The organism is Hymenobacter koreensis, assembly GCF_039541855.1.
GTDB classification, from domain to species: domain Bacteria; phylum Bacteroidota; class Bacteroidia; order Cytophagales; family Hymenobacteraceae; genus Solirubrum; species Solirubrum koreensis.
Window position 1 is genome coordinate 187,302 of the sequence record NZ_BAABHA010000008.1, and the last position, 24,963, is coordinate 212,264.

The window sequence follows — 24,963 nt, forward strand, 5'->3', positions numbered from 1 at the left end:
AGCGTTATTGACGCTAGAGCCTAATTTCAACGCCCCGGCCGGTATTCGGTCGGGGCGTTTCGGTTTAGTGACAAGCCATGAAAGAACTTCTGCAACAACACATTATTCAGCCGCTAAACAATGTCGTGGGCCGCATGCTGGAAGCCGTATTTTACCACGATGTTTTTCCGGGGGCTGACCTCACTACCAACGGCCACATCGATATCATTTTACAGCAATTAGAACTCGTATTTGAAGGAGAAGCTGTGGTGTACATCAGTTGGGCGACCATTCCTGGGTGGATGCAGTATAGCCTAAGCGTATCACATGAGTCCTTCTGCATTCGCTCTGAGCGTTATGCACCGGCTTCCGCCTACTGGCAACAATGCAAAGGCAAGCCATTGGCCGATTTCGAGGTGTACGGCTATGATAAAGAGACGGTTATAGAAGCAGGAGCTGATAGCAGAAAGGAAGAAACCTATTATAATGAGCCCCATTTGGTGATACTCCACTTTGCTGATCATCGAATAGGTGTGGCTAATTGGTATGCTGAAGAAAACTTCATACCGCGTCTGCCAATTGGCGACGATGTATGGATTTTGTTCGATGAGCAAGAGGTTTCGCACTTTATCGAGATTCTGAAGCTCGACAGACTTCATCCTTAATCAGCAACTCCGCGCCCCGGTCGGATTCGGGCGGCGCGTTTTTGATAATGTTGGCGGAGGACTGATTCGCTCGATAATACACCGCACTTAGTGCAACCAACTGACCTTGCGGTAGCCTCCTATTCTAAACCCACCCTATGAAAAGGCTTCTGCTGCTTAGCGTTTTCCTGCTTCCGGTAACGGCCAGCGCCCAGCACAAGCTACGCCCCTACGCAGGCCTGCACGCCAGCGGCGACGCCCAAATGTATTACCTGGGACCATCCGGGCAGATAGGGGCCGATTACCGCATCAACCATTCCTTCGGCCTTACTACCTACATCCACTATTTCCGCCGACGCATTGATCGGACCGAAGCCAACAACGGGTTTGAAAAAGGACGCTTCGACTGCCTGACGGGTGCCGTTTTAGCGCAGGTCCATTTGGGCCAGAAACCAGAGCGCGGCCTCTTTGTGGGTGCGGGAATAGCCGCTCAGCGTTGGGAAGACAAATTTGAAAGTGACTGGACCAGTGGCTGGCATACCATCCGCCGGAACGTGCTGCCCGCCATTCGGTTTGGGTATGCTTTTCCAGTTGGTCAGCACCACCTCACGGCCGAGTTAAACGCCACGGGACCTTACCAAGAGCGCACGGCGCAAGGTTCCTATACCGAGCTGATTACGCAGCTAAGCATCGGTACGCGCTTCGTCTGGTAGTACTTGTTTGTCTGTTCTCAACCTATTTCGGTCGTTGCTTAAAGCGACGAATGGTTCGGGAGACCAAACAACTTTCTGCCCTGCCACACCCCACTGCTTTCTTACAAATCCCCGGAACCAATACCGGTCCCTCGTGTTAACTTGCCTGTATGAGCCAAGAAGTAACCAACCTGACCTGCGCCGAAGCCACCGCCTCGCTTCCGGTGTTGCATTACGCCCGCTGCGTAGACGCCGGCCAACGCCCGGCCAACCACGTGGGCGACTGGCCCGAGGAAGGCCAGGTTTACCCGGTTCGTTTCGTTGACAGCCGTTTGGAAGGCTTGCCGCTGGTTCACGTATTGGGGTTTGAAGCCAACGCGCCCTATTTCAATGCCTTTGCGCCGCACCGTTTCGAGGTGGTAGAAGAGGTTTGGCTGAACTAGCTCAGGCCGCGCTTTTTTGCTGGCGGGGCCTGCCCTTGGGTGCCGGTATCGGCTATTGAGACGCGCTTTGGCGGGGTCAATAGCTAAATAAACCAGCACAGCAGCTCGGACGGGTTGCTACGGTAACACTTGGTTCGTGAGGGCCTGTCCGTGCTCAAAGTCGCTGATGTTTTGCAGGGTGATGTGGGCAATGTTCTGCAGGGCATCGGAGGTTAGGAAGGCCTGGTGGCCTGTGATGAGCACGTTGTTGAACGAGAGCAGGCGCATAAACACGTCGTCCTGAATGACTTTAGCCGACATGTCCTCAAAAAACAGGTCGCCTTCTTCCTCGTACACGTCGAGCCCCAAATACTTGATCTTCTCGCACTTCAGGCCCTTAATCACGGCCTTGGTGTCGATGATGGCCCCGCGGCTGGTGTTGATGAGCATCACGCCGTCCTTCATCTTGGCAATGGCCTCGTCGTTGATCAGGTGGAAGGTGTGTGGCGTGAGCGGGCAGTGCAGGGAAATAATGTCGGACTGGGCGAACAGCGTATCGAGGTCGGTGAATTCCACGCCGATTTCGTCGGCTTCCGCCTCGTGCTGAATGTCGAAGCCCAGCACCCGGCAGCCAAAGCCCTTGAGGATGCGCGCCGTTACCAGCCCAATTTTACCCAGCCCAATTAGCCCCACGGTGCGGCCGTGCAAATCGAAGCCCATGAGGCCGGTGAGGGCGAAGTTGCCCTCGCGCACGCGGTTGTAGGCGCGGTGGGTTTTGCGGTTGAGGGTGAGAATGAGGGCCAGGGCGTGCTCGGCCACGGCGTGGGGCGAGTAGGCCGGAACGCGCACCACTTTCAGGCCCAACTCGGCAGCGGCTTTCAGGTCTACGTTGTTGTAGCCGGCGCAGCGCATGGCAATGAGGCGGGTGCCGCCTTCGGCCAGCAGGCGCAGCACGGCGGCATCGGCGTGGTCGTTCACAAAGGCGCATACGGCCTCGGCATCCTTGGCCAGCACAGCGGTGTGCTCGTTGAGCGGCACTTCCAGAAACTTAAGCTGGTGCCCGAACTCCGGATTGGCGGCTTCGAAGAACTGTTTATCGTAGGGCTTGGCGTTGAAGAAGGTGACGTTCATGGAGAAGGGCGAAGCCGGTAAGGCGTGAAATTTTTTCGCAATAGTTGCTTAAGCGGGCTGGGCGTTTTGTGGGTTACGCATGCGCAGGTGCTTTTCCACGGTTATAATGAGCACCAGCACCACGGCGGCGCCGAAAATGCGCAGCAGCTGCCCACCATCGAGCGGACTGGTACCAAACAAACGGTTTAGCAGCGGCGTGTAAATGAAAGCGGCCTGGCAGAGAAACATGGCCCCGATACCGTAAAACACCCACGGATTGGTGAAAAAGCCGATGTCGCGCATGGGTCGTACCAAGGAGCGGCAGTTAAGCAAGTAGCCTGCTTCCAGCACCACCAGCGCCGTGGCGGCCACGGTTTGGGCCTGCGCGGTGGTAGCGCCGTGCTGCATTTCGTAGAGATACAACCCGAAAGCGGCCAGCAGCATGAGGGCGCCCACCAGCAAGGTGCGCATAATTAGCTCGCGGTTGAGAATGGGCTCCGACGCCGGCCGCGGCGGCCGCTCCATAATGTTCGGCTCCTTGGGCTCGAAGGCCAGGGTGAGACCCAGCAGCACGGCCGTGGTCATGTTAATCCACAGGATTTGTACCGGCTGCACGGGCAGCTGACTCCCGAACACGATGGCCGCCAGAATGGTCAGGCCTTCGCCGAGGTTGGTGGGCAGCGTCCAGACGATAAACTTGGTAAGGTTGTCGAACACGCCGCGGCCTTCCTCCACGGCGCCCTCGATAGACGAAAAGTTGTCGTCGGTCAGAATCATATCGGCGGCGTCCTTGGCCACGTCGGTGCCGGTAATGCCCATGGCAATGCCAATGTTGGCCTGTTTCAGGGCCGGGCCGTCGTTTACGCCGTCGCCGGTCATGGCCACCACTTTGCCGCGGGCCTGCAGGGCTTTCACCAGCCGCAGCTTCTGCTCGGGCGACACGCGCGCAAACACCGACACCCGTTCCGCCACGTCCTGCAGCTCCGGCTCCGGCATTTGCTGCAGCTGCTTACCCGTTACGGCCACCAGCTTGCCGTGCTGGTGCCGGCCCTTCAGCCCGATTTGGGTGGCAATGGCCGCGGCGGTAATGGCATGGTCGCCGGTTATCATTTTCACCTCGATGCCGGCCTGCTGACACAGTTTCACGGCCTCCACCGCCTCCCGCCGCGGCGGGTCAATCATGCCCTGCAGCCCCAGAAAAACGAAATTCGTGGCGGTGTGGCTGTGGTCGATGTGGGTTTGGTGTTCGGCGGCCGGGGCCGTGGCGAAGGCCAGCACGCGCAGCCCGTCGCCGGCCATGCGCGCCACGTGCTCGTTAATGGCTTCGCGGTTCAGCTCGCCCGCGCTGCCATCGGCCAGCATGGCGCCGGTGCAGCGTTCCAGCACAGCTTCCACCGAGCCTTTCAGGTACATAACGCGGCGGGAGCCGCCGTGCAGCGTGGCCATGTATTGGTATTCCGATTCGAAGGGAATTGCGTCGAGGCGGGGTTGCTCCTGCTCCAGCTGGGTGCGCTGGAAACCCACTTTTTGCGCCACCACTTCCAGCGCGCCCTCGGTAGGGTCGCCCTCAATGGTCCACTTGCCTTCTTTCTCCACCAGGGCGCTGTCGTTACACAGCAAGCCGGCCTGCAGGCACAGCTTTAAGGCTTGGTTTGAGGCCAAGGCTACGGGCTGATTGCCGGCTTGAATTTCGCCCTCGGGTCGGTAGCCAAGGCCGGTAACCTGGTAGAGTTGATTGCCGGTTACCAGTCGCTGCACCGTCATTTGGTTTTCGGTGAGCGTGCCGGTTTTATCGGAGCAAATGACGTTGGTGCTGCCCAGGGTTTCCACAGCCACCAGCCTGCGAATAATGGCCTGCCGCGCGGCCATTTTCGACACGCCCAGGGCCAGCATAATGGTTACGGCCACCGGCAGGCCTTCGGGAATAGCGCCCACAGCCAGCGCCACGGCCACCATAAAGGTTTCACCGGCATCCTCACCGCGCAGCAAGCCCACCCCAAACACCGCCGCCGACAACGCCAGAATCACCCACAGCAGCAGGTGACTGAACTCCCGAATTTTGCGGGTGAGCGGCGTTTCCAGGCTCTGCGCTCCGGCAATAGACTGCTGAATCTGGCCCACTTCGGTATGGTCGCCGGTGGCTACTACCACGCCTTTGGCCTGCCCGTAGGTGACCACCGTAGACGCAAAGCCCATGCACAGCCGGTCGCCCAGCATGCTGTCGGGTGCCACGGGTGCCAGGCTTTTTTCCACCGCCACCGATTCCCCCGTCAGCGCCGATTCGTCGGCCTTCAGGTCGCGTTCCTGCACCAGGCGCACGTCGGCGGGAAACTTGTCGCCCGACTGTACCAGCACAATGTCGCCGGGCACCAGCTCCTGGGCGTGAATGTTCTGACGCCGCCCGTCGCGAATCACCAGCGCTTTGGCCGTCATGCTCCGCGCCAGCGCATCAATGGCTTCCAGCGCCTTCGACTCCTGCACGTACCCGATGACGGCGTTTACGAACACCACCGCGAAAATGACCACCGCGTCGGTGAACTCGCGCAGGAACAAGGTAACCACCGTGGCAGCAAGCAGGATGTAGATGAGCGGCTGGTGAAACTGCAGCAGAAAACGCAGCAGGGCACTCTGCTGCTTGCTCACGGTCATGGTATTGAGGCCATGCTCGGCGCGGCGTTGCGCTACCTCGGCACTGCTCAAGCCGTTTTCCATCGACACCCGCAGCTGGGCCAGCACTTGCTCGGCTTCCAGGTTATGCCAAGGGCGCCGTTTGCCCGCTCGCGTGGGTGCGTGGCGCGGCGTTTTCTCTGCTGTCATGCTCATGGCTACGTCGGGTTTGGCCAAAACGGCACTCGGGCTTTCGGACTACTTGCGGTTGAAGTGGCCCATCTGAAATCGGACCCAATGCAAAAGTGGTTATGTGGCTCAGCCCCTTAAATGACGTTGGTCAGGTTCTGGGAGTTTTATTTCCTCCTGTGGCTTTCCAGTAGTGAGGAAGCCCCTTTGCATGCAAAATGCCCGGCCCCCTCTTACCGAGGGAACCGGGCATGGCTCGAGGCGAAACTTGCCTGTAGTTATTTACCCACCACCTTAAACAGCATGCCACCCGTCATTTTATCGGTGGTTTTCATGCCGTTCAAAATAGCCATTTCGTTGTGGCGGCTGGAGGGTACCCCGTTGGCGGCCAGGGCCTGCGCCAGCGTTTGGCCGGCCTTAGCTGTTCTGATGCGGATGCGCTCGGGCTGACGGTTGATCTTGCTGGCATCAGTGAGGCGGGCAAAGCCCTGGGCCGTGCGCTGGAACTGCGGCGCATAGGTATCGAAGGTGGAAGGCGCGGTGAGGCCCACCAGGGCGTAAATGGTTTGGCCGTCCTGAATCAGGTAAGTGAGCGTGCGGGCGGTTACGCCTTGCTGGCCCATCTGGTCGCCCTGAATGGCAATGGCCGGGAAGCTATTGATGGTGGTGCGGCTGGCCTGCGGCGACTGGAGGTTCAGCTGCTTGGCCAACGCCTCGGCGGCCGCGTCGAGGGTGCCGTTGCCGGCCGGAATAAGCACGATAACGGCCTTGCCGCTGGGCTCGGCCATCTGGAACTGCGAAGGCGAATTTTGGGACTTCCAGCCCGAAGGCACCGGGAAGCGGAATTTCAGGTCGGGATGGTAGAACACGCCGCCTTCCACGTAGCCTTCGCGCGGGTTGTCGCCGTAGGCCAGGCCCTCGATGAGCTTCAGGTATTGGTCGCGGTTAACGGCCAACTGGCGGCCGGCTTGCTGCTCGGCCGCGGCAGCCATCTTCTTCACGTTCTGGTAGCGGTCGGCGGAGTTGGGGTGCGACGACAGGAAGGTGGGAATGGTGGCGGCGCCGCTGCTTTGCTCGGTGCGCTGCAGCGTCAGGAAGAAGTCGGCCATAGAAGCCGGGTCGTAGCCAATCTTCGAGGAGTATTTCACGCCCAGCTTGTCCGACTCGTTTTCATCGTCGCGGCCGTATTTAAGCAAGCCCAGGCCCACCACCTGCGAAGCCGGTTGGGCAATGGAGGCCACCCGCTTCGAGAGAATGGAGCCGAGAATCAGCGCCCCGTTGGCCACGGTAGAGCGCGTCTGCTGTTTCTGGCCGTGGCGGGCCGTAATGTGCCCAATTTCGTGGCCGAGCACGCCCGCAAACTGCGCTTCGTTGTTAAAGTGCGCCATAATGCCGCGCGTGAAGTACACGTGGCCCTGGGGTGTGGCAAAGGCGTTGATAATGGGCGAATCGACGATGGTAAAGCCCTTTACATCGGCGGGGCGGTCGGACACGCGCCCCATCTGCATGCCTTTTTCGTCGATGTAGCGCTGCAGGGCCTGGTTATCGAGCAAGCCAAATTGGGCAATAACCTGCGGATCGGGCTGGGCGCCCTGCACGGGCGCGGCGGCTTTCGTGGGGCGTTCCAGGGCTGGGCTGGTAGAGCTGACCAGCGGCATCAAAAACAGCAGCAAGGCACCGGTGTGCAGGCTGCGGCGGAAGGTAGGAGTCATGGCGAAAAACGATTTGTGCCGCGCCGGGCGCGGCCGTTGAGCTTGCAACGCAGGCGGGGGGGCTTAGGGTTACGCAACCCCGCTCCCCTGCCGTACACTGCCTGGAGCCGCCCACAAACGTAGCGGCTACCATAAATAACCAAAAGCTGTGCCGCATGGCTTCGGCCACCTAAAAACGGAAGCCCGCACGCGGCAGCCCGGAGGCGGCTTACTTCTCTACTACTTTAATTAACGAGCCGGCGTTTACCTGCTCGTTGAGCTGCATGCCATTGAGAATAGCCATTTCCTCCAGGCGCTTCTCGGGCACGTTGTAGGTGCGCAGGGCTTTTTCCAGCGTGCTGCGCAGCTTCAGGGTTTTGATGCGCACGTGCTCGGGCTGGCGGTTGAGCTTTTCGGCATCGGTGAGGCGCTGGAAAGCTTCGGCAATGCTGGTGAACTGCGGGGCGTAGCCGGCAAAATCGGTGGGCGTGGACACGCCCATGAGCGCGAAAATCGTTTTGCCGTCCTGAATCAGGTAGCTCAGCACGCGCACACCGGCCACTTGCTGACCGGTTTGCGGGTCCTGCTGCACCTGGTCGGCTACGAAAGCCAGGGCCGGGAAGCCGTTTATCGTGGTACGGCGCGACTCAGTGGGCTGCAGGTTCAGCTGCTTGGTCAGGGCCTGGGCGGCTTCGTCGAGCGTGGCGCCGGGGGCCAGCATGAGCATCATGAGGGCTTTGCCGGCGGGGTCGGCCATCTGAAACTGCTGTGGCGTGTTCTGGTGCTTCCAGCCAGCGGGCACGGGAAACTGAAACTTCAGCTCGGGGTGGTAGAACGTGTTGTTTTCCACGAAGCCCTGCTTGGGGTCCTCGCCGTACACAATGCCGTCGATGAGCTTCAGGTACTGGTCGCGGTTTACTTTCAGGTTCTGGGGGTTGCCGTTTTTCTGCTTCCACTGCTCGGCCAGCTGATGCACGCGGTTGTAACGGTCGCCGGGATTGGGGTGGGTAGATAGGAAATCGGGAATGGCTTCGGTTCCGCTTTTGGCTTGCTCGCGCTGCAGCGTTTGGAAGAAGTCGGCCATTTCCTTGGCGTCGTAGCCGATTTTGGAGGAATACTCCACGCCCAGCTCATCGGACTGGCTTTCGTCGTCGCGGCCGAATTTCAGGAACAAGAGCTGCATGCCCTGCATGGCCTGCTCGCCGAACTGGGCAATACGCGGCGAGGCAATCATGGCCCCCATCAGCCCCACTTGCCCGATAATGGCGTTGGTTTGCTGCTTGGCCGAGTGGCGGGCCGTTACGTGGCCGATTTCGTGGCCGAGCACGCCCGCGAACTGGGCCTCGTTATTGAAGTGCGCCATGATGCCGCGCGTGAAGTACACGTAGCCGCCGGGAATGGCGAAGGCGTTAATCACCGGCGAATCGACGACGCGGAAAGTATAAGTGAGGTTGGGCTGGTGCGAAATGGCGCCCATTTGCTTGCCCTTCTCGTTGATGAAGTTCTGCAGCTTTTGGTCGGGGTAGAGGCCGAACTGGGCCGTTACGGCCGGGTCCGACTGCTGCCCCATGGCCAGCTCCTGCCCTTTCGAGACAAGCATGACTTCGCGCTTGCCCGTTACGGGGTTGGTAGCGCACGAAGCCGCCACGAGCAGCACGGCAGCGGAGCATATGGTTCGGAAGTAGGTGTGCATGGACAATCGGGGGTTTGGTAAAGGCTGGCCGAAGCCTGCCTGCGAAGGATCAATAGACAAGCTACGTGCCACGCCTGCGCAACGGCTATATAATGCCCGCGGTTGCGCCACATAGTTCGCGTTCCTGCCGTACTTGCAGGCTGCAATACTACTCATGGACATCCAGCACATCATCGCGCACTTCGAAACGCTTAGCGAGGAAGAGCAAACCAAGGAAATCTACGCCCACTACGGCCTGGCGCTGTATTTCGGGCAGGCCGCCGAGCAGCAGGTGGCCCACATGCTCATCTTCGACAAGCTGTTTCAGGTAAAGCCCGAAACCGGCGAGCAGTACACGGCTTTGTTCGAGGAGTACGCCGCGGCCGCTAAACCCGCCGGCATCCTCGCCATTGAAACCCAAATGGCCTACCAGCTGGCCGACCAGGACCGCGACGAGCTGCAGCAGGTGCTGATGCTGCGCGAGTACATGGCCGGTACCTACTTCAAGATTCACGCCGCCCTGGTGCTGCAGCCCGAAGGCAAACGCAAGCTCCTCACCGACTTTTCGGCCGTGCAAAACCGTTCCCGCGCCCTGCACGCCCGCCTGCAACAGTACCAGCGCGAGTACGTGGAACGCACTGGCGTAGAACCGGAGCTGATGCAGCAAACCTGGGCCACCGTGGTGCGCGACGCGCAGCGGGTGCTGGCCGCACAGGCCGGTGTGGAATAGTCCACAACCTTTCAAAAGAAAAAACGCCGCGCCCGGCCCGCATGTAACGGAGCCGGGCGCGGCGTTTTCGGCAATGCCCAAAAGCGTTGGTTTACCGGAACAGCCCGCCGCGGCGCAGCTGCACTTCCTGCCCGTTGGCCACCACCGTGCGGTAGCCGATGAGTAAATCGGCGCGGGTGCCGGGTGGGCGGTAGTACACCAGCAAGTCGTATTGGTTTTCGGTGAGTTGGTAGCTGCCTTCGAAGTAAGCGGCGTCGGGTGGTTGCGGAGCGCTGCGGCCCACCACGTAGTAGTAATTATAGTAGCCTTGCTTGAGTAGGGCGCGGCCGGTATAAAGCTGCTTTTCGGCGTTGTACGTGAGCTTGAAATCGGGTTTCAGCTTCCAGTCGGAAAGGGCCCCGAAAACGTAGACGGGGCCGGGCGCCACGCTTTCGGCGGCGAGCTGGAAGGTGGTCCAGACGTAGTCAGCGTTGGTGGCACCGGGGCCGGTGAAGTCGCGGCTCTCGAACACGCGCTGGCCGTTGGCATCCTCGTACTGGGTGTAGGCCCGACTGGCGCGGCTGGTTTCGGGCGCCAGCAGAATCTCGCGCGGCGAGGACTGCTGGTTAATGCCGGCTACGCCCACGCCAATGGTGCGCAGGGAGCGGATATCGGCAAACCGAAACTCGCTTAGGGCCGGAAAGGCATTTTCGTAATTGAAGTATTGGTAGTCGAGCTGCTGCTCGGCGTCGCGCACGAAGGTGGGGCGCAGGCCGTACTTGGCGTTGTCCCAGCGGAAGTTCTGGCGCAGCACCACCTTGGTTTCTACGGCCGGGTTCACCAGCGGAAAGGCCCCGTAGCGAATCACGAAATCGACCTGCTGCATGGTGTAGCGCGCCGAGCCGCCGGGCGGCAGCCCCAGTTGGGCCTGTACTTCCACGCGGTTTTCGTACACCAGTATCCGGCGCGAAATCAGGGGCTGACGGCCTTGGTCCTGCACCACCAGCAGGTAATTGCCCGAAAGCTTCACGGGCGGAACCTGCAGGCGGTAGTGGTAATACGGCACCTGGGTGCCGGTGGAAGTGCGGTAATCGGTGAGGTTAAACTCGTTGATGTCGTTCAGAAACTGCAGGTCAGTCAGGACCGAGGGTGTCCAATCGGCGTTGCAGTGCACCAGGCGGGCGGTGAGGCGGCGGCCCTGGTTGCCCAGAATATCGAACTCCAGCATGATGGGCTGGCCCTGGTCCAACGCCACCACGGGCGGGCTGAATATTTCCGTGGGCTGCCCAGTGCGCACGTAGCACTGCACGCTCTGCACATCTTCCTCGTAAATGGCGTCCTCGAAGCGCAACTCGCGGTTGGCCTGGGGCGCTTGCACAGCGCTGCTTTGGCCCGGCTTGCCGGCGTTGGGGTCAGTTATGGGCGTGCCAAGCGGTACGCAGGCAGCGGCGGTACAAAGCAGAAAAAACAGACGAATGGAACGACGAAGCATAAGCGAATGTAGCGCGATTTGAGCATCAGATGGCTGATAACAGCGGTAAACAGCGCCTAAGGGCAGCACGCGCCGCAGCCACTGGCTAAACGCGCGTAACCGGCGCTTTGATCTGGTAACAATTATTCAACACCTGCGGCTCAATTTTCACACAGGCTTAACTCCGACTTAAATTAGTGGCAATAGGGCCATTCTAGCTTGCGGCGTCATTCATCCACTGTTTAAGCCTACATGAAACAGACCTCTACCCTCCTGCTGCTGGCGGCCCTATTCGGCAGCAGTCAGGCCCACGCCCAAAGCACCACGCCGCTGCTGCCGCTGAACAGCACCTGGAAGTACCTCGACAACGGCACCGACCAGGGCACGGCCTGGCGCACGGCCGCGTTCAACGATGCCGTTTGGGCGTCGGGCAACGCCGAGCTGGGCTACGGCGACAACGATGAGGCCACGGTGGTATCGTTCGGCCCGAGTTCCTCGAACAAGTACGTTACCACCTACTTCCGCAAAACCTTCTCGGTAAACAGCCTCGCGGGCCTTAGCGGCGTGAAGCTGCGCCTGCGCCGCGACGACGGCGCCGTGGTGTACATCAACGGCACGGAGGTGTTCCGCTCGAACATGCCCGCCGGCACCATTGCCTACAACACCTTCGCCTCGGCTACCGTGGATGCGGCCAACGAAACCGCCTTTTTTGAAACCTCGCTGCCGGTCTCGGCGCTGAGCGTAGGCGCCAACACCATTGCGGTGGAAATTCACCAGGACCGCGCTTCCAGCTCCGACATCAGCTTTAACCTGGAGCTGCTGCCCGAGCAAAGCACGACGGCCACGCCCTGCGCCCCCCTAGCAGCCAATTTCATCAGCAACTTTACCTCGGTACAGCCGGGCACCCAAATGCAGGATTTGCGCCTGCCGGCTACGCACACCTTCCAAATGCTGGCGCAGGGCGGCATGCCTTACGCCAACGCGGCCGACGGCGTGGTGAAGGAAAGCTTCGACTTTACCGGCTACGTGCCCATTGCCGGCAGCAGCGCCAACGGCTACCTGTCCATTAACCACGAAGGTTCCTCGGCGGCTACCTCGGGCGTGACCATGCTGAACATGCAGCTGAACGCGGCCACCAAGCTGTGGGAAGTAACGGCCAAAAACCCGGTGAACTTTGCGCCGGTGGTGGGCACCTACAACAACTGCTCGGGCGGCATTACGCCTTGGAACACGGTGGTAACCTCCGAAGAAAATACCCCCACCGCGCCCACCGACAGCAACAACGACGGCTACATGGACTTCGGCTGGAACGTAGAGCTGGACCCCGCCACGCGCACCGTGAAGGATATAGACGGCAACGGCACCCCCGATAAACTCTGGAAACTGGGCCGCTTCAAGCACGAAAACGTGGTCGTAGCCGCCGACCGCCGCACCGTGTACCAAGGCGCCGATGAAGGCAGCCTGAGCTTCGTATACAAGTTTGTAGCTACTACCGCCGGCAACCTGAGCGCGGGTAACCTGTATGTGCTGAAGCTGGACGGCGCCGGCCTGGGCACCGCCACCACCGGCACCTGGATTCAGGTTCCCAATGGCACACCCACCGAGTGCAGTAACACCACGGCACTGGCCCAAGGCCTGGGCGCCACCAACTTCAACGGCGTTGAGGATGTGGAAATTGGCCCCCATGATGGCAAAATCTACTTCACCTCGAAAAACAACAGTCGTGTGTACCGCTTCTTGGATGCGCCCGCCACCGTTAGCGCCTTCGAGGAGTTTGTGGGCGGCCAGAACTACACCATTAACTACGGCACCGGCACCGCCGCCGAGGCCTGGAGCAGCGGCAACGACAACCTCACCTTCGACTCTCAGGGTAACCTGTATGTGCTGCAAGACGGTGGCCGCAACCACATTTGGCTGGTGAAGCCCTGCCACACCGCCGCTAACCCGGCCGTGGAGCTGTTTGCCGTAACGCCCGCCGGCTCCGAGCCCACCGGCATGACCTTCTCGCCCGACGAGCAGTTCATGTTTCTCTCTATTCAGAACCCGAGCTCTACCAACACCCTGGCCACCACCGATGCCGCCGGCCAGCAGGTGGTCTTCAACAAATCGACGGCCCTGGTAATTGGCCGCCGCGGCACGCTGGGCACGGGTGGTGTTACCGCCGCTAAAAACGAGCAAGCTGCCTTCGAAAAAGCCGACGTGTACCCGAACCCGGTGGGCCAGGAGTTGACCGTGGAACTAACGCATACCCGAGCCGAAGCCGCCACGCTGCAGGTATTCAACAGCGTAGGAGCTTTGTTGCTGGAGCAATCGGCCACGCTGCGCCAAGGCCAGAACCGCTTGAAGCTGCCGGTGGGCAAGCTGCGCGCCGGGCACTACAACCTGGTTATCAAAGCGGCTTCCACCAGCACCAACCGCGCCTTTATCAAGCAATAAACAGTGAGCTTACCGCGCGTTATCCTATCCGCTATCATCGGTATTGCCCTGCAGGTATTCCTGCGGGGCAATGCCTGTTTAGCACAATGCCCGGCCTCGCCGGCTGCCTTTACCATGGCCGATGCCCTCGGCCGGACGGGCTGCGTGCTGGAACTGAACCTGCGCCTGCAAGACCTGGAACAGCTACCAACCGGCTTGGCACAACTGCCGCGCTTGCGCAGCCTGCACGTGCAGAACAACCACCTCCGCTACCTACCCGCCGAGGTAACGCGCCTCGACAGCCTGCGCGAGCTGTTTGCCAACGAGAACAAGCTCTTGAGCTTACCCACCGACCTGGGCAGCCTGCGCCAGCTGCGTCAGCTGCAAATCGATAAAAACGCCCTGACCGAACTACCAGCCAGCGTCGGCCGGCTCGACAGCCTGCGCTACCTAATACTGGCTTGGAACAACTTTGCGTCCCTGCCCGAGCAGCTGGGCCAGCTCCGGCAGTTGGAGTACTTTGATGCCTCGCACAACCAGCTGCTGTTTCTGCCCGCCACGCTTGGCCAAATGCGGCGCCTGCGCTACGTGATGCTCAGCGACAACAAGCTCACGAGTTTACCCGCGCAACTGGGCGGCTGGCAGCAGCTGCAGGAGTTGAACCTAGCCAACAACCAGTTAGAAGCTCTGCCTGCCACCATTGGGAGTTGTCGGGCGCTAAAGTCATTGGTGCTGACCAATAACCAGTTGAAAGTGCTGCCAAAGAGCTTGGGCAAGCTTACCAACCTGGAAATGCTCGTCATCAGCGACAACCAGCTAACCGCGTTGCCGCGCTCCATAAGCAAGCTAAAAAAGCTAAAAACCGTGATTCTGCGCAACAATGCATTCACCGCCGAAGCCCGAGTGCAAGCCCAGGCGTTGCTGCCCGGCACTAAATTTTACTTCGAATGAAAACCCGGTTGTTTCGTTTACCTGCCTTGGGTCAATGGGTATTACTGGGTTTAGCGGCGGTGTTGTTTTCCTTTACCGCGCTACGCCCCGCACCCACCGGTCAAGTCAAAGCCTATTACACCGACCACCTGACGCGGCTGCATGAGGCCCTCACGCGCTTCCAGGCCGATGCCTACCGCGCAAACGCGGCCGGCTTACGCACGCATTTTGCCGCCTGCCGCGCCGAATACAAGCACCTCGAATTTGCTGTTGAGTACTATTACCCGAACGCCGCCCAGCGCCTGAACGGCGCTGCCCTGCCCGAAGCCGAGCCTAGCGAGCCAAACGAACCCACGCTGCCCACTGGGTTTCAGGTACTGGAAGAGCACGTGTACGCCGATCGGCTCGACCGCCCCACGCAGGACCTCATTCGACTGGAGCTCGATAACCTGTTGTTCCAGGTGCGCTACCTGCAGGCCCAGGCTCCCGCGCTGGTTTTCATCGAAGCCGAGGCATTCGATGCCGTGCGCCTGAACCTATACCGGCTAGCGGCCAAGGGCGTTTCCGGCTTCGATTCTCCCACGGCCCGCCGTTCGTTGCCCGAGGCTGCTGTTACGCTGGAATCGGCCCGCAGCGTGGCCGCTTGCTTTAACGCCCCCGCGCCGCTCATGGCGGAATTACAACGTGGCATGGCTTTTCTGCGCAAACCCGGCGTCGATTTCGTGAGCTTCGACCGCGCTGCCTTTTTCGTGCGGCATTTTAACCCCATTCTGAAAGAGCTGCACCAAACTCAAGTCCAGTTGAACGTGCCTTTTGGGCAGGTACGCCGAGCCGTACGCCCGGGCACCGCCAGCTTCTTCGCCCCCGACGCCTTCGACGCTACCTTCTTCGCCCCAACCGATGCTGCCGCGCCTACTGCCGCTGTCCTGGCCCTCGGCGAGGCGCTGTTTCAGGAACCTACGTTGTCGGGCCGCGGTGGCCGCTCCTGCGCCAACTGCCACGCGCCGGATAAAGGCTATACGGATGGCCTGCGCGTGAACCGTTCTTTGCTTGCCGACACCGAAATCGAGCGCAACACTCCTACCTTGCTAAACGCCGCCCTGCAAGCCGACCAGTTTTACGACGGGCGCGTGCACACGCTCGAGGACCAAGTGCACGCCGTGGTGTCGAACAAAGCCGAAATGGGCGGGAAGCTCAGCGAAGTTTCGGCGGTGCTGCGCAAAAGAGGCAATTACGCCAAGCAATTCGCCCAGGCTTTTGCCGATGAAAAATCCCCAGTCACCGAGCGCAACATTCGCCGCGCCGTGGCCGCGTACGTCCGTTCCCTGGTGCGCCTCAACAGCCGTTTCGATGGCTACCTGCGCGGCGACACTACGCTCCTGACCGCGCAGGAAGTGCAGGGCTTTAACCTGTTCATGGGCAAAGCGCAGTGCGGCACCTGCCATTACATGCCCCTGTTCAACGGCGCCGTACCCCCGCTGTACGAAAAGACCGAAAGCGAAGTCCTGGGTGTGCCTGCTACCCCTGACACCTTGCACCCGCAGCTGGATAAAGACCAGGGCAAGTACTTGCTGCACCGCATTCCGCACCAGCAGTACGCCTTTAAAACGCCCACCGTGCGCAACGCGGCCCTTACCGCGCCTTATATGCACAACGGCGTGTACCAAACGCTGGAACAAGTGCTGGATTTCTATAACAAAGGCGGCGGGGCCGGCCTGGGCCTGAACGTGCCCACGCAAACCCTGCCCGAAGACAAATTGAACCTAACAGCAGCCGAACAACAGGCCATTATTGCCTTTATCAAGTCGTTGAACGATGCGCGTGAAGTAGCCTACTAAGTGATTCACACACTAAAAAGCGCCGCCGTGGTGAACTGGGCAGTTCGCACGGCGGCGCTTTTATATATGTGGTCGAGTTTACTTCACTTGACCTTCTAGTTCCTCTACTTTCTCGGCTAGCTCACTCCACTGGTCGTTTACCTTGTTCAGCTCCTTCTTTACCTGCTCGAACTTCACCGTGGCATCCTTTAGCTGGGCGGCGTTGTTGTAAATGTTCGGGTCGGCAAGCTGCTTTTCGTAACCGGCCAATTCCAGCTCCAGCTTGTTTACGCGGGCTTCGGTTTCCTGAAGCTGCTTGCTGAGCTGCTTTAGCTCACGCTGCGCGGTTTCCCGCTCGCCCTGGCTGAGTTGCTTTTTGGTTTCTGGCTTGGGAGCCTGCTTAGCGGGAGCGGCTTGGCCATTGGCCGCGGCCTTCTTGGCGTCCTTGGCACGGTCTTCCTGCCACTGCTCGTACTCGTGGTAAGTGCCAGGGTATTCCTTAAGCTGGAAGTCCTCGATGTACCAGATTTTGGTGGCCACGTTTTCCACGAAGTAACGGTCGTGGCTGATGACGATGAACGTGCCCTCATACTGCTCCAACGCCTGGATGAGGATGTTCACCGACTGCATGTCCAAGTGGTTAGTCGGTTCGTCGAGCAGCAGGAAGTTGGCTTCCGAAATCAGGGTTTTGGCCAAGGCCACGCGGCTTTTCTCGCCGCCGCTCAGCACCTTGATTTTCTTGAATACCGCCTCGCCCGTGAACAGGAACGAGCCCAGCACGGTGCGCAATTCCATTTCGTTGCGCTTCGAGCCGGCTTGCACCAGTTCCTGCAGCACTTCGTTGTCTACGTTCAGGCTTTCCAGCTGGTGCTGGGCGTAGAAGGCCATAATCACGTTGTGGCCCAACTGGTGCGTGCCGCTGGTGGGCGCTTCAGTACCAGCTACGAGGCGCATGAGCGTGGATTTACCCTTACCGTTGGCACCTATCAGGGCGATTTTGTCGCCGCGCTCCACGTGCACGTTGGTGTCGCGGAAAATGAGCTTGTCGCCGTATTTCTTCGTCACGTGCTCCATGCGCAGAATGTGGCGGCCGGGCTGCACCGAGAAGCGGAAGTTGAAATTCACCTTGGCTGCTTCGGGGTCCACGTCGTCGATGCGGTCGAGCTTGTCGAGCATCTTCTGGCGGCTTTGCGCCTGCTTGGCTTTCGAGGCTTTGGCCTTGAACCGCTCAATGAACCGTTCGGCCTGCCGAATCTGCGACTGTTGGTTTTCGAAAGCACCTTTCTGGATGAGGTTGCGCTCCTCCTTCTCCTCCATGTAGTAGGAGTAGTTGCCGGCGTAGGGCACCAGCTTGCCGTTGGTCACCTCCACGGTGGTGTTGGTGGTGCGGTCGAGGAATTCTCGGTCGTGGCTCACAATGATTACCGCGCCTTCGTAGCCGGCGAGGTAGTCCTCAATCCACTTGATGGATGGCAAGTCCAAGTGGTTGGTGGGTTCGTCGAGCAGCAGCAGCGAGGGTTGCTGAAGCAGGATTTTGGCCAGCATTACGCGCATGCGCCAGCCGCCCGAAAACAGCTTCAAGGGCTTCTGCAGCTCTTCGGTGGTGAAGCCCAGGCCTTCCAGAATTTCCTCGGCGCGGGCCTGCATGGTGTAGCCGCCCAGCGCCTCAAAACGCTCTTGCAGCGTGGCCAGCTTGTCCACGAGGTCGTCGGTGTAGTTCTGCTCGAACTCCAGCAGCACCTCGTCGATTTTCTTTTGCAGGTCCAGCGCCTCGGCAAAGGCTTGCATGGCCACGATGAGAATGGGCTCGTGCGAGTCGTAACTGAGCAAATCCTGGTTCAGGAAGCCCAGGCTCACGTCTTTGCTCATGGAAATACTGCCGCCGTCGGGCTTGTATTCGCCCACCAGAATGCGCAGCAGCGTGGATTTACCCTGACCGTTCAGGCCAATAAGGCCGATCTTGTCTTTGGGCTTGATGTGGAGGTTGGCGCCGTCGTAAAGGGTACGCGCACCAAAGTGGAAGTCGAGGTCGGAAATGGAAATCATGCAGCTACTACCTTGCGGGAAGGAACTGCAAAGGTACGGCGTTTGGGCGGAGGGAATGCTGTTTAAGCTTCTTGTTCATCGTGAACCATCATATATCCTGATCTTCTTTTATATTACATTGCGTTTAACCCGCTTGATATGCCATTCATAACAGTAAACAACTCTAAAAGAATTATTGGCAGGATTGACTTCAACGCTGTTCCTAAGCTCAAAGGTGATTTGTACAATAAACCTATCGACTTTTTTGGCCCAAAAGAGGTTCAAAGGTTATTGGCTCTAAATATGTTCTTTTCAGAACCAAATACCTTCATAGCTGATTATTATAAAAAAGTCGATATAACTGATGATTTAACAATGGTTTATGAACCTAAGCCACCTTCTTATCACAGTTCTCCTACTTGCGAAAGAATGCATTCTAATTATAAAAATTTTGAAATACCGATCGAAATAAGAAAGAAGGGAGAACAAGAATCAATACGGTATAGGAATTGGTTTAAGAACAATATTCATTTAACTGATAACCCAGAAAGGCTAGTTGGAATAATATTCACTGCTTTCGGTGTAAAAGTAAATGCCAAAGGCTTCGAATTGAAGAATTCAGGCCATATAACCAAAGAAAACCTAAGCTTGAGCGAATTAGAATTATGTATTGATAAAATACTAATTAAACATGGATATTTTTTTAGGGATAATGAAGACAAAAGAAATATTATAAAACAGTTTCAAAAAATAACTTTTCTTGCTTATCACAACAAAGAGATTTATGCGAATGAGACTGGAATATCAGACGAGGATTTAAAAAAATTTTTAAGGTTTTATCAAGAAGAATTTAAGGATCCAACAAAGGATTATCTTATCGAATACTATCGTATCATGAATAATGAATCTCTTGAATTCGAGGGCCGGCTACTTGAGCAACTCAACTTCACTCCTTGTAGTTTTTGCCGATAAGGATTTCACATAAACTGATCTACAGATTTTGACAAACCTTTTCAAGCAAAGAATCAGAGATGATTGTTCATCTTCTTCTAAAAACACAGGGCGGTGTTCTTATCGAAAGAACACCGCCCTGTGTTTTTAGAAGAAGATCTGGTAAAACTTCTTTGCTAGCTAGGGTCCGGAGTTTCCGGGCGCGGGCCGCTGCCGTAGCGTGGGTCGTCCTCGGCCCAGGCTTCGCGCTGCTCGGTGTAAGGAGCGTTTTCAGCGGCTTGCACGGCTTCGGGGTTCTGGTTCTGCTCTACGTGGCCGGGCTGCTGGGCGGGGTCGGCCTGGCGGCTTTCGCGGGAATAGTCTTCGGTTGAGGAAGAGCCGGGCTTGCGGAATTCGCTGAACTCGTCGGGGTTGTCGTTGGAGCCGTCGTTGGTGCGCGGTGCAGGATTCTTGTGGGCCTCCTGCTCGGAGTTGTTTGAGTGGTTGGTGGGGGTAGCCATGAAATACGGACTTGAAGAGGAAAATGCGGCGCCCTCATTCGCAAACCGGACGCGCTGCCTGCTTATACGAGCAATGGCCGAGCTTGGCCAATCGGTACCTCGGTCCCCCAACTGGTGCGAACTTCCAGTGCGTGCCCCGCCGGGCCGCTTGCCTGTACCTCTTCCAGCAAAGTACGTGGGTACTTGTTTCCCTTCTACTTCACAGGCAAAAGCCGTATTTAATAGTTTTACTATCAATAAAAATAGCAAGCGTTCCATTCCGCGGAATTCCGTTTAATTTTGCGCCAAAATTGGCGTTGGGCCCAACCTTGTGCGAGGCACCAAAACCTGCTCATCAGTCACCCCGCTGGCTTTTTCGCCGCTTTTGCTACCCCGGTTCCGCATGGATGCACCCTTACTGATTTCGAACCTGACCAACCCCACGCTGCTCTTCTTTATGCTTGGCATTGTGGCTACAATGGTGAAAAGCGACCTGGAAATTCCGCCGCACACCGTCAAGTTCATTTCCCTGTATCTGCTGTTTTCCATTGGCTTCAAAGGCGGGCAGGAACTGGCACACAGCGCGTTTAGTGCCGAAATTCTGTACTCGCTGGGCTTTGGTCTGCTGGTAGCGGGCCTTATTCCGCTCTACACCTTTTTCGTGCTGAAGCGGCGCCTGAGCGTTGCCGATGCCGGGGCCGTGGCTGCCGCCTACGGTTCGGTGAGTGCCGTTACGTTCGTGTCGGCCGTGTCGTTTCTGGAGGCGCAGCAGCTGCATTTCGGCGGGCACATGGTAGCCGTAATGGCCCTCATGGAAGCTCCCGCCATTATTGTGGGCGTTATTCTGATGATGCGCTACGAGGACGCCGCCCGCCACGATGCCCCCAAGCTGGGCGCCATCGTGCAGCACTCGTTTACCAACGGCAGCGTGCTTATGGTCCTGGGCAGCCTCGTCATCGGCCTCATTGCCGACACCAAGCAGGCCGACGGCATCAAGCCCTTCACCACCGATATTTTCAAGGGTTTTTTGGCCATTTTCCTGCTCGAAATGGGCATGGTTACGGCCCGGCGCTTCGCGGCGTTTCTGCGCTACGGCCGCTTCGTAACCGCCTTTGCCGTGCTTATTCCGCTGCTGAACGGCTGCCTGGTGGCGGCTGCCAGCCATTGGGTAACCGATAGCGTAGGCAACCGCTTCATCTTCGCCATTCTGGCCGCCAGCGCCTCCTACATAGCCGTGCCGGCCGCCATGCGCCTCGCCGCACCTAAAGCCGACCCCGGCCTGTACCTGCCCATGGCGCTGGGCGTAACGTTCCCGCTCAACATCACCATTGGCATGCCGCTCTATTTTGCCGTTGTGCAAAATTCCTGAGTCTGGCCCTTCCCCGGCCGGATACCCAAACGCTACCTATTCGGTTAACGGTGTACAACGGCTAAGGGCAGTATTCAGCTCCGCGCTACACCGAATACCTAACCGCATTCGGCCTCAAAGGCGGCACCCATTACCTCCGAGCTCTTTTTTATCATCTTAAGCTTACCCAGCTTACTTGCCGGGGCAGGCCTGCGGGATCGGCGCGTAAACGGGGAAGTAGCTACTTCCGTACCGCTGGCATCCCGAAACCGCACGCAGTATTCGGGAACAGCACCCTCGTGCAGCTGAACCGAGTCGAGAAGGGGACTTTGCGCGTTGCGGGCCACGCACTCCCAAGGCTGCCCGCCGTGGCGGCGGAATACGTAGGCAAAACCGCCCGGACAACGCTCGAAATCAAGACGACGCCCAGCAGGCACCAGGTGTAATTGCACCGAAGGTTGTCGTTGCACCGAGGTTGGGGTAAGCATATTGATCAGCCAATAATATTCAAGAGGAGGGCCAGTTGCCGTTAAGGCATTCTAAATACTGGCGCCAGGTAAACAACCGTCCTTCCGGCAGGCAGCTAAACGGCTTCCCCCTGCCAGGGCTTCCGAATTTCTACGGAATCTGGCCTTCGGCAAACCCGTATTTTTGGGCTCGAGCAGTACGTGGCACGCTTTTCAGCCTAGAAAAAGTCCCCGTAATGCATTTGGCTGGTTACGTGCTGCACCGGATGGAAGCCAGAGTACGCCTACAGGTCCAAACCACGCCGCTCTTGTCGAAGAGCCGAATATACAAGCCTAAACTCTTGGTAATGAAGCGACAATGCACCTTTAAAAACTCACGTAACCTTGCCGGTGTACTCAGCGTATCGGGTAACCTTACCTGAACTGTGCCGCGAGAGAATGCCCGTAGATAGAAAACTTCTTGTTCCTGTTCACGACAAGGAGCGCCTGCAAGCTTTAGCCCGGTACCGCATTGCCGGCTCTGCCCCCGAAAAACTGTTCGACGACCTGGCCCAGCTGACCGCCAAGCTGTTTGGTGCGCCCATGGCCTTTGTGTCGTTGGTAACTGAAGATACCGTGTGGTTTAAGGCGAGCTATGGAGCAGCCGGGGCCGAGCAGGTGCCGCGCGAGAACAGCATGTGCTCCGTGGTGGTGCTGCGCACCGCACCGGTAGTAGCCGAAGATGTGGTACAAAACCCCTCGCCCCTCGTTAACCCCGACGTGGCCACGGACCTGAACATGCAGTTTTATGCGGGCGTCCCGTTGAAAGATGCCGGCGGCCAGGTATTGGGTAGCTTATGCATTGTCGATCAGCGCCCGCGCACGTTCTCCGAACAGGAGCTGCTGTTGCTGAGTCGCCTGGCCGAAGTAGTGATGCGCGCCATTGAGCTGCGGCTGGCCTCTTTGCAGGCCGGCGAAACGCCTAATGCCCAGTTGCAGTTGGCCTACGACGCCCTCTATTACTCCCTCGACCGCATCACCGACCTCGGCCGAACATCCCAAAGCAGCTCCAACCTGCCAGCCCGCGACACCGAACACGTTTACCGCGTTGCAAGTGAAATCGTGGATTATGTGAACCGCTTTGTGGGCGGCACCCTGCAGCTGGTGTAACAATGCTTGGCCGCCGGCTACCCCAGGGGCGGTTAAGTGAATAACACATGCAAGCGCCACAGGCTCCATACAATAACCATGGTGCCCACGCCCACCAGCATCCAGCGCACGGGAATCAGCCCCACTAGCCTGGCGGCCAACGGCGCCGCCAGCACGCCGCCCACAATCAGCCCCAGCACCACCGGCCAGTGGCTTACACCAATCAGCGAAACAAAGGTGAGGCTGCTGGCAAACGTGATGAAGAACTCGGTGAGGCTAACCGTGCCAATAACGTACTGCGGCGTGCGCCCCCGGGCAATGAGCGTACTGGTGACCAAGGGCCCCCAGCCCCCGCCCCCAAACGAATCGAGGAAGCCGCCGGCCGCCGCCAGCCAGCCCACGTGGCGCACTTTGGCGCGCCGGGCGCCTTGGGCCTGAAACGCTTTGCTCAGGATGCGCAAACCCAGCAACAGCAGGTACACCGCCACAACCGGGCGCACCCAGCCGCCCGGCGACTGTCCGCCGGCGTACGCCAGCACAAACGCCCCTCCGGCCGCCCCCAGCACACCGGGAATGATTATGGCCTTAAACAAGCGGCGGTTTACGTTGCCGAATCGGTAGTGATGGTAGCCGGCGGTTCCACTCGTGAACATTTCGGCCGTGTGAATACTCGCGCTTACAGCCGCGGGGCTCATGCCCAGCGTGGTGAGGCTCATGGCCGTAATTACCCCGTAGCCCATGCCCAGTAACCCGTCAATGAGTTGGGCCAGAAACCCCACTGCCACAAACTGGTAGAATGTGGTTGAAGTAGACAACTCTTTCCACAGCGCCGCCCAGGCCGGGCGCGGCAACCACCACGCTACGCCTACAGCAGCCACGGCCACCAGCCACCCAATGAGCCGAAGTAGAGTTGCGCGTTGCATCATGTGCCGGGGTACCCGTTAGGGGTAGGCGCCCCAAAATAGCCAAGGCCGCGCTATGGCGCGGCCTTGGCAGGATATCTATTACTAAAAAAGCGGTGCAGCGCGGGTTATGCGGCAATGCGTACCTTGTTGGCTTTCGGCTTATTAAGCTTAATAATGCCCACTTTGTCGAGGGTCCAGATAACGGGGTACGTGGGGTCAAACTCCCACCACTTCACCCCGAAATTAGCACGGCTGGACAGTTTGTGGTGGTTGTTCTGAAACAGTTCGCCGCCGGTCAGGAAGTCGAATACCAAAGAATTGCGCGACTTGTCGTTGTTGTCGAAGTTCTGGTAGCCGTACTTATGACCGCCCCAGTTTACGATGGCACCGTGCACGGCCCCCATCATAAAGTGAATGGGCAGCAGCAGGTACTGCCACCATGCCGTGGCAAAGGCCACATAGAACGCCACGTACACGGCGCCCCACCCCACCCGCACGTACCAGCGGTGCCCAAACTCCTCCAGGCTAACCCACTCGGGGTAATTGCCTTCGAAACGGTCGGCCGCCGGGCTAGTACGCAGCCAAATTTCCTGGTACACGTTGCGCGTTTGCCACATCATGGTAAAAGCGTTCGACGAGTAGTGCGGTGAGTGGGGGTCCTGCTCGGTGTCGGAAAAAGCGTGGTGCATGCGGTGCATGAGCGCATATCCGCGCGGCGACATGAACGAGGAGCCCTGAGTAAAGAAAGTGAAGAGAAAGAAAAACCGCTCCCACAGCCCGCTCATGCTGAACATGCGGTGGGCAGCGTAGCGGTGCTGAAAGAAGGTTTGCGCAAACAGGGACAAGTACCAGTGCGCGACGAAAGCAACGAGAATGATCATAAAGCGGCGGCAAAAAAAGGACTCGAAACAGGTGTGGAAAGGAAACCTGGAGACCTTAGGGGAGTTGGCTCACTCGCTTCAGTTCAGTAACTGCTTCCTAAAAATACGGAATATGCTCGAGTACGGCTTTGGGGACGGGTACACTTGGCTCCCCTTTGGCAGCGACACTCTCACATCAAACCTTATTTCAGCGGAAACCATCACGTATGCCTTTTATTCAAGCTTATTAAAAAAACACAAATATAAATTACGAGCAAAAAGAAAACGGCGTTGTACGAGCGTCTCACTAAAGAGGTTGTTTATTGACAAAATATATTGTATAATGATTATTATATTAATGATTCATCAATAAAAATTCTTTAAAACCACAAAAACCTCAATACGCAGGAGCACCGTAAGTCAGGCCAGACACCCTTAATTTACTTGCTCCA

The 24,963-nt window shown here is 58.3% G+C and carries 19 protein-coding genes; 10 read left to right on the plus strand and 9 right to left on the minus strand.

The features are described 5' to 3' along the window. Positions 1 to 77: 77 nt before the first annotated feature. From ABD903_RS13275 to ABD903_RS13285, 3 genes are all read left to right on the plus strand, one after another. Positions 78 to 644 carry a hypothetical protein gene (locus tag ABD903_RS13275; RefSeq protein ID WP_345224968.1) on the plus strand — a complete coding sequence of 189 codons (567 nt, stop codon included), beginning with the start codon at positions 78 to 80 and terminating at the stop codon, positions 642 to 644. Between the two features lie 137 nt (positions 645 to 781). Beyond that, on the plus strand, positions 782 to 1,336 hold the full coding sequence (locus ABD903_RS13280) for a hypothetical protein (protein ID WP_345224969.1): 555 nt from the start codon (positions 782 to 784) through the stop codon (positions 1,334 to 1,336). Positions 1,337 to 1,485: 149 nt separating this feature from the next. Continuing rightward, positions 1,486 to 1,758: a hypothetical protein gene (locus ABD903_RS13285; RefSeq protein ID WP_345224971.1), complete on the plus strand. Its 273-nt coding sequence runs from the start codon at positions 1,486 to 1,488 to the stop codon at positions 1,756 to 1,758. Positions 1,759 to 1,875: 117 nt separating this feature from the next. Here ABD903_RS13285 and ABD903_RS13290 read toward each other — a convergent pair whose 3' ends face one another. The 4 genes from ABD903_RS13290 to ABD903_RS13305 form a co-directional block, all read right to left on the minus strand. Continuing rightward, entirely contained in the window at positions 1,876 to 2,868 is a 993-nt protein-coding gene (locus ABD903_RS13290) for a 2-hydroxyacid dehydrogenase (RefSeq protein ID WP_345224972.1), read from the minus strand. 48 nt (positions 2,869 to 2,916) lie between these two features. Then, on the minus strand, positions 2,917 to 5,670 hold the full coding sequence (locus ABD903_RS13295) for a cation-transporting P-type ATPase (RefSeq protein ID WP_345224974.1): 2,754 nt from the start codon (positions 5,668 to 5,670) through the stop codon (positions 2,917 to 2,919). 251 nt (positions 5,671 to 5,921) lie between these two features. Next, a complete protein-coding gene (locus ABD903_RS13300) occupies positions 5,922 to 7,355 on the minus strand; it encodes a M48 family metalloprotease (RefSeq protein ID WP_345224976.1) in 1,434 nt (477 codons plus the stop codon). 208 nt (positions 7,356 to 7,563) lie between these two features. Beyond that, positions 7,564 to 9,027, minus strand: a complete 1,464-nt coding sequence (locus ABD903_RS13305; RefSeq protein WP_345224978.1) for a M48 family metalloprotease — start codon at positions 9,025 to 9,027, stop codon at positions 7,564 to 7,566. 154 nt (positions 9,028 to 9,181) lie between these two features. Between ABD903_RS13305 and ABD903_RS13310 the strand changes: the two genes are divergently transcribed. Beyond that, on the plus strand, positions 9,182 to 9,736 hold the full coding sequence (locus ABD903_RS13310; protein ID WP_345224979.1) for a hypothetical protein: 555 nt from the start codon (positions 9,182 to 9,184) through the stop codon (positions 9,734 to 9,736). 91 nt (positions 9,737 to 9,827) lie between these two features. Here the strand turns inward: ABD903_RS13310 and ABD903_RS13315 are convergent, their stop codons facing one another. Next, positions 9,828 to 11,207 (minus strand): type IX secretion system plug protein, encoded by a 1,380-nt coding sequence (locus ABD903_RS13315; RefSeq protein ID WP_345224981.1) that lies wholly within the window; start codon positions 11,205 to 11,207, stop codon positions 9,828 to 9,830. A 231-nt stretch (positions 11,208 to 11,438) separates the two neighbouring features. On the opposite strand from ABD903_RS13315, the gene ABD903_RS13320 reads away from it, so the two are divergent. From ABD903_RS13320 to ABD903_RS13330, 3 genes are read left to right on the plus strand one after another with little or no spacing between them, the layout of a single operon-like run. After that, positions 11,439 to 13,622: an alkaline phosphatase PhoX gene (locus ABD903_RS13320; RefSeq protein ID WP_345224983.1), complete on the plus strand. Its 2,184-nt coding sequence runs from the start codon at positions 11,439 to 11,441 to the stop codon at positions 13,620 to 13,622. A 3-nt stretch (positions 13,623 to 13,625) separates the two neighbouring features. Beyond that, a complete protein-coding gene (locus ABD903_RS13325; protein WP_345224985.1) occupies positions 13,626 to 14,552 on the plus strand; it encodes a leucine-rich repeat domain-containing protein in 927 nt (308 codons plus the stop codon). Then, the gene (locus ABD903_RS13330) at positions 14,549 to 16,369 is read left to right on the plus strand and encodes a cytochrome-c peroxidase (RefSeq protein ID WP_345224987.1); all 1,821 of its coding nucleotides are present in this window, start codon (positions 14,549 to 14,551) and stop codon (positions 16,367 to 16,369) included. Before ABD903_RS13325 ends, ABD903_RS13330 begins: the two co-directional genes overlap by 4 nt. 78 nt (positions 16,370 to 16,447) lie before the next feature. Here the strand turns inward: ABD903_RS13330 and ABD903_RS13335 are convergent, their stop codons facing one another. Further along, positions 16,448 to 18,394, minus strand: coding sequence for an ABC-F family ATP-binding cassette domain-containing protein (locus tag ABD903_RS13335; protein WP_345224989.1), 1,947 nt, complete (start codon positions 18,392 to 18,394; stop codon positions 16,448 to 16,450). A gap of 138 nt (positions 18,395 to 18,532) precedes the next feature. Between ABD903_RS13335 and ABD903_RS13340 the strand changes: the two genes are divergently transcribed. Further along, positions 18,533 to 19,345 (plus strand): hypothetical protein, encoded by an 813-nt coding sequence (locus ABD903_RS13340; protein WP_345224991.1) that lies wholly within the window; start codon positions 18,533 to 18,535, stop codon positions 19,343 to 19,345. Between the two features lie 155 nt (positions 19,346 to 19,500). Here ABD903_RS13340 and ABD903_RS13345 read toward each other — a convergent pair whose 3' ends face one another. Continuing rightward, a complete protein-coding gene (locus ABD903_RS13345) occupies positions 19,501 to 19,824 on the minus strand; it encodes a hypothetical protein (protein ID WP_345224993.1) in 324 nt (107 codons plus the stop codon). A gap of 382 nt (positions 19,825 to 20,206) precedes the next feature. On the opposite strand from ABD903_RS13345, the gene ABD903_RS13350 reads away from it, so the two are divergent. Further along, positions 20,207 to 21,172: a sodium-dependent bicarbonate transport family permease gene (locus ABD903_RS13350; RefSeq protein ID WP_345224995.1), complete on the plus strand. Its 966-nt coding sequence runs from the start codon at positions 20,207 to 20,209 to the stop codon at positions 21,170 to 21,172. An 884-nt stretch (positions 21,173 to 22,056) separates the two neighbouring features. After that, positions 22,057 to 22,767: a GAF domain-containing protein gene (locus tag ABD903_RS13355; RefSeq protein ID WP_345224996.1), complete on the plus strand. Its 711-nt coding sequence runs from the start codon at positions 22,057 to 22,059 to the stop codon at positions 22,765 to 22,767. Positions 22,768 to 22,799: 32 nt separating this feature from the next. On the opposite strand, the gene ABD903_RS13360 is transcribed toward ABD903_RS13355, so the two are convergent. Both ABD903_RS13360 and ABD903_RS13365 read right to left on the minus strand, forming a co-directional pair. Then, positions 22,800 to 23,672, minus strand: coding sequence for a sulfite exporter TauE/SafE family protein (locus ABD903_RS13360; protein WP_345224997.1), 873 nt, complete (start codon positions 23,670 to 23,672; stop codon positions 22,800 to 22,802). A gap of 104 nt (positions 23,673 to 23,776) precedes the next feature. Continuing rightward, positions 23,777 to 24,532, minus strand: a complete 756-nt coding sequence (locus ABD903_RS13365; RefSeq protein WP_345224999.1) for an acyl-CoA desaturase — start codon at positions 24,530 to 24,532, stop codon at positions 23,777 to 23,779. Positions 24,533 to 24,963 lie beyond the last annotated feature (431 nt).